The 374-nt window shown below is 49.2% G+C and carries 1 protein-coding gene; it reads right to left on the bottom strand.

All coding sequences use genetic code 11. The annotated features are described in order from the left end of the window. The coding region (locus tag AB4Z10_RS29760; RefSeq protein ID WP_441474004.1) for a transposase at window positions 1–374 on the bottom strand (374 nt) is incomplete at both ends.

Here is a 374-nt window from a genome sequence, read left to right as displayed (position 1 = left end):
TGGTCACGTTGGAAATGAGCGTTGGCGAGACGTCGATGCCGTAAAGGTTAGCCAGATGATCCTGAATATCTCGTGTGCTTACACCCTTTGCGTAAAGCGCTACGATTTGGTCTTCAATGCCCGTTACGTTGGATTGGTGCTTCTTGATGACGAGCGGTTCGAACTCGCCTTGACGGTCGCGTGGAACAGCGATTTCTTGTTCACCATACTCGCTCATGACCGTTTTACGACTCTTGCCATTACGGCTGTTCGTTGTCTGCTTGTTCTTGACATCATGCTTGTCGTAGCCCAGATGCATGTCGATCTCCGCTTCTAGCATTTCTTGAATGGTCTCTGCAAAAAGATCTTTAAGCGCATTTTGCGCATCCTGTGCC

It is taken from the genome of Allobosea sp. RAF48, assembly GCF_052114025.1.
Taxonomy (GTDB): Bacteria; Pseudomonadota; Alphaproteobacteria; order Rhizobiales; family Beijerinckiaceae; genus Allobosea.
This window is presented reverse-complemented; position numbering and strand designations above follow the sequence as displayed.